The sequence below is a fragment of the Streptomyces sp. ICN903 genome (assembly GCF_022015835.1).
Lineage (GTDB): Bacteria > Actinomycetota > Actinomycetes > Streptomycetales > Streptomycetaceae > Streptomyces > Streptomyces fenghuangensis.
Window position 1 is genome coordinate 1 of record NZ_JAKMAY010000292.1, and the last position, 6973, is coordinate 6973.

6 protein-coding genes and 1 pseudogene are annotated in these 6973 nt (G+C 73.4%); 3 read left to right on the top strand and 4 right to left on the bottom strand.

Annotated elements, in window-relative coordinates; all coding sequences use genetic code 11:
- Window positions 1-427: pseudogene (locus L7D48_RS23590) on the bottom strand (endonuclease/exonuclease/phosphatase); the annotation flags it as partial.
- A 274-nt stretch (window positions 428-701) separates the two neighbouring features.
- Between L7D48_RS23590 and L7D48_RS23595 the strand changes: the two are divergent.
- Window positions 702-2219, top strand: a complete 1518-nt coding sequence (locus tag L7D48_RS23595; protein WP_237882237.1) for a hypothetical protein — start codon at window positions 702-704, stop codon at window positions 2217-2219.
- Window positions 2220-2312: 93 nt separating this feature from the next.
- A complete protein-coding gene (locus tag L7D48_RS23600) occupies window positions 2313-3797 on the top strand; it encodes an alkaline phosphatase PhoX (RefSeq protein WP_237882239.1) in 1485 nt (494 codons plus the stop codon).
- A gap of 162 nt (window positions 3798-3959) precedes the next feature.
- Here L7D48_RS23600 and L7D48_RS23605 read toward each other — a convergent pair whose 3' ends face one another.
- The 3 genes from L7D48_RS23605 to L7D48_RS23615 form a co-directional block, all read right to left on the bottom strand.
- The gene (locus L7D48_RS23605; protein ID WP_237882241.1) at window positions 3960-4151 is read right to left on the bottom strand and encodes a hypothetical protein; all 192 of its coding nucleotides are present in this window, start codon (window positions 4149-4151) and stop codon (window positions 3960-3962) included.
- Window positions 4152-4465: 314 nt separating this feature from the next.
- Window positions 4466-5677: a TerD family protein gene (locus tag L7D48_RS23610; protein ID WP_237882243.1), complete on the bottom strand. Its 1212-nt coding sequence runs from the start codon at window positions 5675-5677 to the stop codon at window positions 4466-4468.
- Between the two features lie 233 nt (window positions 5678-5910).
- Window positions 5911-6249: a WD40 repeat domain-containing protein gene (locus tag L7D48_RS23615; protein ID WP_237882245.1), complete on the bottom strand. Its 339-nt coding sequence runs from the start codon at window positions 6247-6249 to the stop codon at window positions 5911-5913.
- Between the two features lie 158 nt (window positions 6250-6407).
- Here L7D48_RS23615 and L7D48_RS23620 point away from each other — a divergent pair.
- A partial coding sequence (locus L7D48_RS23620) for a transposase (protein WP_237882247.1) occupies window positions 6408-6973 on the top strand: 566 nt, incomplete at its 3' end.

Sequence of the window (6973 nt, forward strand, 5' to 3'; positions counted from 1 at the left end):
GGGGGTTGCCGGAGGAGACGACGGTCACCTGGGGGCGGGATATCTGGGTGAGGGTCTGGTTGCCCGAGGAGTTGCCGCCGGGGCGGTACTCGGTGACCGTGCCCGAGACGCTCACCAGGTCGCCGACGGCCACCTGGGGGGTGGAGCCGGTGTAGACGAAGAGACCCTCGCTGGTGGCCGGATCCCCGTCGGGGGCGGTGTCCTGCATCCAGAAGCCGCGCGAGCCGTAGGTGCGCACGCCGGTGACGACGCCGGAGACCTGGGAGACCCGCTCGCCGGCCAGCGGGGAGAGGCGGGTGGTGCCCTGGATGTCGTGGATGCGGACCGCGTCGGCCGGTTCCGCCGCCGAGGCGGGGACGGCCAGCAGCGTCGAGGTCAGGGCTGCGACGGTGAGTGCGGCGGTACGAGCCGCCTGGGATCTGCTCAAGGGGTCCCTCCGGGACGGTGCTGTGGGTGCCGGACGTGCTGGACGCGCCGGGCGGAAAGCCGAGGTGCGGTGCCGGGAAGCCGGTGACGCCGCCCGTGGTTCGCGCTGTTCGGTTTCTACGCGCGTAACGTGCCGCTCTGGTCAGGCGCTTGTCAAGCGGCTGCCGGTGTACGCGGGCGGAAGGGCCGGTGAACCCGACGGCGGGCACGGAAGCCGTCTACGCTGGGGCAGCGATCACAACGCCCGCCTCATCGAATCGAGGAGCGCCTCCCCCATGACCGGTGACGACCGTCCCACCGTGCCGCCCGTACGGCTGCCCGCCGAAGCCGAACTGGCGCGGGACGCGCTGGCCTCGCCCCTGCTGTCCCGGGCCGCCCGGCTCGCGCGCTGGGCCGGGGAGGGGGTCCGGGTCGGCGCCGGAGGCGAGCTGTCCGACGAGTCGCTGGAGCGGGCCGCCGGCCACCTCGGCCTCGAAGGGGAGGACGGGCTCGCGGACGCCGAGCGGGCCTGGGACACGGCCCTGGACACCGGCCTGCTGGAGATCCGCGAGGACGACGGGGCCGGCGGGGACGGAGGGGCCGGGGACGGCACGGCGGTCCCCGGCGAGGAGCTGTCCCTGCTCACCAAGGGCGCCCCCGCCGACGTACTGGACATCTGGCGCGACGGCCTGGAGGCGGCCCTCGCGGACGCGGCCGCCCCCGCCCTGGAGGATCTGCTCGGCGAACTGGGCGCCGAGGGCGAGGACGGCCGGATCGACCCGGACTCCCTCGACCTCGACGCCCTCGACTGGGACCCGGAGGAGGAGGCCGACTTCCTCGACGGCGCCCTGGGCAACCTCTACGCCCTGACCGCGACCGACCCCGCCGTGACGGACGGGGCGATGGTGCCGCTGCCGGTGCTCGCCGCCTCCATGGTCGCCCCGGAGGACATGGAGCACCCCACCGACTCCGTTCTGGAGGACGTCTCGACGGCGATGGTGAGGCTGGACGAGCAGTTCCGGATGCTGGAGCCGATCGGGATCGTCGACTACCGCCCCGTGGACGAGGCCCTGATCGAGGAGGCCGACGGCGGCGAACCCGACGGGCTCGGCGCACCGGACGACTCCGGCGGCCCGGACGAGGAGGACCTGACCCGCTACGGCATGGTCCGCCTGACCCCGCTCGGCCTGTACGGCGTGCGGCAGCGACTGCTGGAGGCGGGCGTCCACGCCCCGGCCGTGGGCGATCTGGAGCAGGAGAGCGCCGAGGAGTTGCTGGCCGCCCTGCCCGGCCACGGCGAGGAGGCGGCCCGCCACGAGATCGAGCTGTGGCTGGCCCGGCGCGCCCCCCTGGAGGCCGCCCGCGAACTCCTCGCCGCCGCCCGGGGTGACGACCGGGACGCGCCGCGCCGCCGCCTGGCCTGCCAGCAGGCCCTGTCGATCACCGGCGCGGAGGCCGAGCCCGCCCTGCGCGAGGTCCTCGACGACGGCCACCTGGGCGGACTGGCCCGGGTGTGGCTCTCCGAGCGCGGCTTCTCCGACGTGCCCGCGCCGTCGGAGGAGATGGTGTTCTGGCTGACCGTGGACACCCTGGCCGCCCAGCTGGCCACCGAGGAGGGCGGGGACGACTCGGAGGAACTGCGCGAGCTGGTGCGGGGCCTGGTCGACCAGCACAGCGGCTTCTTCGACAAGGCGTGGCGCGTCGACCACCCGGCGACCGGGGAGGTGCTGGAGGCGATGAGCCGTGTGCACCCCGACCGCAAGGCGGCCAAGGACGCCCGCAAGGCGGCGTACAGGGCGCGGTCGCGCGGCTGAGCCGACCGGTTCGGCCCGCGTTCAACCGGCGTTCGCCGGAGGGCGGGATGGTGGTCGGCGCCGTGCCACCGCGCAGAGCCGACGGGAGAGACGATGCCGACCAGCAGCGAAGTCAGCCGCCCAGATCTCAGCAGAAGGTCGGTCGTGGCCGGGGCCGGGATCGCTCTCACCGGCAGTGCGGGCATCCTGGCCGGCACCTCGGGCGCGTTCGGCGCCCCGGGCCGCGACGACGGCGACGACCGTGACGCCCGCGACGGGCACCGCGGGCGGCGGGAGGACGGCGCACCGCGGGGCTACGGTCCGCTGGTGCCCGATCCCGAAGGGGTGCTCGCCCTGCCCGCGGGCTTCTCGTACCGCGTCCTCACGCACTGCGGTGTCACCCGGCTGGAGAGCGGCGAGTACACCCCCGCCAGGCACGACGGCACCGCCGCCTTCGACGGGCCCCGGGGCAGGACGCTGCTGGTCAACAACCACGAGCTGAAGGGCCCCCGCGGCGACTGGGAGCATCCGGTGCCGCTCGCCGAGGGGCTGGTCTACGACCCGGCCGCCGCGGGGGGCTGCACGGTCGTGGAGGTCTCGCACGAAGGGGAGAAGCTCGCCGAGTGGGTGGCCATCGCCGGCACCTCCACCAACTGCGCGGGCGGGGTGACCCCCTGGGGCACCTGGCTGACCTGCGAGGAGAACTCCGACCGGGCCGGCGAGAGGGGCATGACCCGCGACCACGGCTACGTCTTCGAGGTCGATCCGCACGACCGGCGCGCGGGCCGCGACCCCAGGCCCCTCAAGGCGCTGGGCCGTTTCGACCACGAGGCCGTCGTCGTGGACCCGCGGCGCGGCCACATGTATCTGACGGAGGACGACTCCGGCCCCAACGGCCTGCTCTACCGGTGGGTGCCGCCGCACGGCTTCCGGCACGGGCGGGGGAGGCTGCGCTCACTGGCCGACGACGCGGGCGTCCTCCAGGCGTTCCGCTGCTTCGACTCCGGCGGCCGGTTCGTCGACGACCTCTCCCGCGCGGTGCGCCCCGGCACGGTCTACGGGGTGGACTGGGTGGATGTCCCCGACCGCGACGCCCGCGAGGTGCCCGTCCGCAGGCAGTTCACCGGGGACGAGGTCACCCGCGCCCGCAAGCTGGAGGGCATGTGGTGGGCCGACGGCGGCGCGTACGTGGTGGCCTCCTACGCCCGTGACGAGGACAGCCCCGGTGAGCCCCACGACGGCCAGGTGTGGTTCTACGACCCCCGGCGCCGCACCCTCACCCTCAGGCTGCGCTTCGGGGTCAACCGCGACCCGCACGGGCCCGGCGGCCTCGACGGCCCGGACAACATCACGGTCTCGCCGTACGGCGGGGTGATCATCGCCGAGGACGGCGAGGGGCTCCAGCACCTGATGGCCGCGGACGACCGCGGCAGGGTGTTCCCGATCGCGCGCAACGAGGTGAACATCGGCACGGAGGAGGAGCCGGAGTACAGCGAGTTCGCCGGGGTCTGCTTCTCGGGGGACGGCCGGACGCTGTTCGCCGGGATCCAGGAGCCCGGCATCCTGCTGGCGATCACCGGCCCCTGGCGGCGCCAGTGAGCCGTCACTGAGCCGCCACTGAGCCGCCGCCGCGCCGCGGCTCCCGCCGGGGGAGCGGGGTGAAGGCCGTGGCCGCGCGGAAGGGCCCGCGGGAGATCGTCTCCCGCGGGCCCTTCCGTGTCGGCGTCGCGGCGGTGTCGCGCCGGTGTCGCGCCGGCGGTTTCAGGCCGCGGTGGTCATCCCGTGCCGCTCGGCCGCCCGCCACAGGCTCCGCAGCCGGTCCAGCTCGGCGAGCTCCGCCCGGGACCAGGGACGGTCTCCGTGGGCGCGGACGAAGGCGCGGAGCGCCTCGTTCGCCTGGGCGGGGGTCTGGGGCCCGGGAGCCGGGGATCCTTGCTCGGGAGTGGTGGACATATGACCAGCGTAGGGGCTGGGTATGACAGCGGCAGGTCCCTTTGGTTTCCCTTCCGCCGCATAGTTCAAACCTCAATCGCTCCGCAAATGCCCGAAATGGTCGCTGACCTGCGAATATGGCTGCCGGTGCGGGGAGTTGGGCCCAACGGGACTGTCGGCGGATGCGACGGATATCACGTCCGCCGCCTCTCCCTCGGTGCGGTCGGCGCTCCGCGGCAAGGGTCTTCACGGTTCCCGCGCGACTCCTCCTCCACTCCTTCTCCACTCCTCCGCGACCGGCGCTCCCGCCGCCGGCCCCTCGGACGCCGGCTCCCCTACAGGGCCGCACCGCCCGGCTTCACCATGCCGCGGACGGTGCGGGAGTCCACGTAGTCGCCCAGCGCCGTCATCTCCCACTCGCCCGAGAACTGCCGGATCAGCTTGCACATCAGCACACCCGTGCGCGGCTCGGAACCGGTCAGGTCGAAGCGGACCAGCTCCTCGCCGGTGGCGGCGTCCAGCAGACGGCAGTACGCCTTGGCGACCTCGGTGAACTTCTGCCCGGAGAAGGAGTTGACCGTGAAGACCAGACCCGTCACCTGCGGCGGCAGGCCGCCCAGGTGGACAGTGATGGCCTCGTCGTCGCCCGCGCCCTCGCCGGTGAGGTTGTCGCCGGAGTGCTGGATCGCTCCGTTCAGGATGGCGAGCTTGCCGAAGTAGCAGTTGTCGATCTTCTTGCGGTTGGCGTCATAGGCGATGACCGACGCGTCGAGGTCGACGTTCTTGCCGCGGAAGGCGGGCTCCCAGCCCAGCCCCATCCGGACCGAGGTCAGCAGTGGCTTTCCGCCCTTGACCAGGGAGACGGTCTCGTGCTTCCGCAGGTCCACCCGGCCCTTGTCCAGGTTGATCTTCCCGGTGGCGGCGGGCGCGGGAGGGGCGGCAGGCGGCGCGGCCGGCATGGCAGGAGCCGCGGGCGCGGTGGGCGCGGCGGGAGGAGCCGCGGGCGCGGTGGGCGCGGCGGGAGGAGCCGCGGGTGCGGCGGGCGCGGCCGGAGCGGCGGGCTCCTCCACCGTCACGCCGAAGTCCGTGGCGATGCCCGCCAGCCCGTTCGCGTACCCCTGGCCGACCGCGCGGACCTTCCAGGCGCCGCCCCTGCGGTACACCTCGACGACCACCAGCGCCGTCTCCGGACCCAGCCGGGGCGGGGTGAAGGTGGCCACCACCGCTCCGCTCGCCGCGTCCCGCACGGTCGCGGTGGGCTCGGTGCCGGCGAAGGTCGCACCCGGGGCGTCGAGGCTGGCCGTCACCACGACCTTCTCGATGTCGGCGGGCACCGCGGCGGTGTCCACGGTGATGGTGTCGAGGCCGCCCGCGGAACTGTGGGCCACCCCCGGGGCGGAGGGCTGGTTGTAGAAGACGAAGTCGTCGTCGGAGCGCACCTTCCCGTCGGCGGCGATCAGCAGGCCGGAGACGTCGAGCCGCGCCGGCGCGGTGACGTCCACCGCCACGCGCGCGGTGGACAGGGGAAGGTTCGAACCGGGAGTCATTGCAGTCATGGTCCGGATAACGGACCGCACCGCTTTACGGTTCCATTACCCTGCGCCGTCCGGGGACACGCTCCGTGCCGGCCTTGTCCTCCCGCAGCCGCCGCGAAGTGACGAGCAGCTCCCCGCGGCGGATCCGGGACGCGTCTGCCGGCGGCGCCCCGGTCCCGGCCGGACGGCCCGGACGGCGGCCCGGGGGACCGGCCGGCCTCCTTGCCCGGCGGAGCCGACGCCGTTCAGGCCCCTGCCCGGGCTGCCGGCAACAGGAAGCCGCGGCGTTCGTCGTCGGTGAGCCGGCGGAAGACCCGGGACCGGGCGAGTTCGAGCAAGGCGTCCATGTCCGTGGCGGGTTCCCAGATCCTCACGCTGCGGTCGCGGGAGGCGGTGGCCAGGCGCGAGCCGTCCGGATGCCACGCCAGACCGTTGACCTGGTCGTCGTGGACCCCCACAACGGCCAGCTCCCTGCCGTCGTCCGGGGCCCAGAGCCGTACGGTCCGGTCCCAGGACACGGTCGCCAGGGTCCGCCCGTCAGGCGACCAGGCGACGCCTTGGACGCGTTCCTGATGCCCGGTCATGGTGGCTCTCCTTCGTGGATACCCCGTCCTTTAGGGCGGGGAGGAAACGAAGCTCCTGCGGAGCAGGGCAGGGAACGCCGGTTCGCCGCCAGGGTGGACCGGCGTCCACCCGCAACTGCCCACACTCCGTCACAAACTGATGGGGTAGTATGTGAACCGTGAAGACCACCCACGTGAAGCGGGCTTTCAAGTACCGCTTCTATCCGACCGATGCGCAGGCAGCTGAGCTGTCGCGCACGTTCGGCTGCGTGCGGAAGGTCTACAACCTCGCCCTGGCCGCACGCACCGAAGCGTGGACGCGGCAGGAGCGGGTGAACTACAACCAGACGTCGGCGATGCTGACGGCCTGGAAGAAGACCGAGGAACTCGCCTACCTCAACGAGGTGTCCTCCGTCCCGCTCCAGCAGGCCCTGCGGCACCTTCAGACGGCGTTCACGAACTTCTTCGGCAAGCGGGCGAAGTACCCGCGTTTCAAGTCGCGGAAGAAGTCCCGCAAGTCCGCGGAGTACACCACCAGCGCGTTCCGGTTCCGCGACGGCAGCCTCACCCTGGCGAAGATGGCGGAGCCGCTCGACATCGTGTGGTCCCGTCCCCTCCCGGAGGGTGCGTCGCCGTCCACGGTGACCGTGTCCCAGGACGCGGCCGGACGCTGGTTCGTGTCCCTGCTGTGCGAGGACCCGTCCGTCAAGCCGCTCCCCGCCACCAGCGCGGCCGTCGGCATCGA

Excerpts from the sequence above, each read along its gene's own strand:
- L7D48_RS23595 (WP_237882237.1), top strand. The coding sequence starts at position 702 with ATGACCGGTGACGACCGTCCCACCGTGCCGCCCGTACGGCTGCCCGCC.
- L7D48_RS23610 (WP_237882243.1), bottom strand. The coding sequence starts at position 5,677 with ATGACTCCCGGTTCGAACCTTCCCCTGTCCACCGCGCGCGTGGCGGTG.
- L7D48_RS23605 (WP_237882241.1), bottom strand. The coding sequence starts at position 4,151 with ATGTCCACCACTCCCGAGCAAGGATCCCCGGCTCCCGGGCCCCAGACC.
- L7D48_RS23600 (WP_237882239.1), top strand. The coding sequence starts at position 2,313 with ATGCCGACCAGCAGCGAAGTCAGCCGCCCAGATCTCAGCAGAAGGTCG.
- L7D48_RS23615 (WP_237882245.1), bottom strand. The coding sequence starts at position 6,249 with ATGACCGGGCATCAGGAACGCGTCCAAGGCGTCGCCTGGTCGCCTGAC.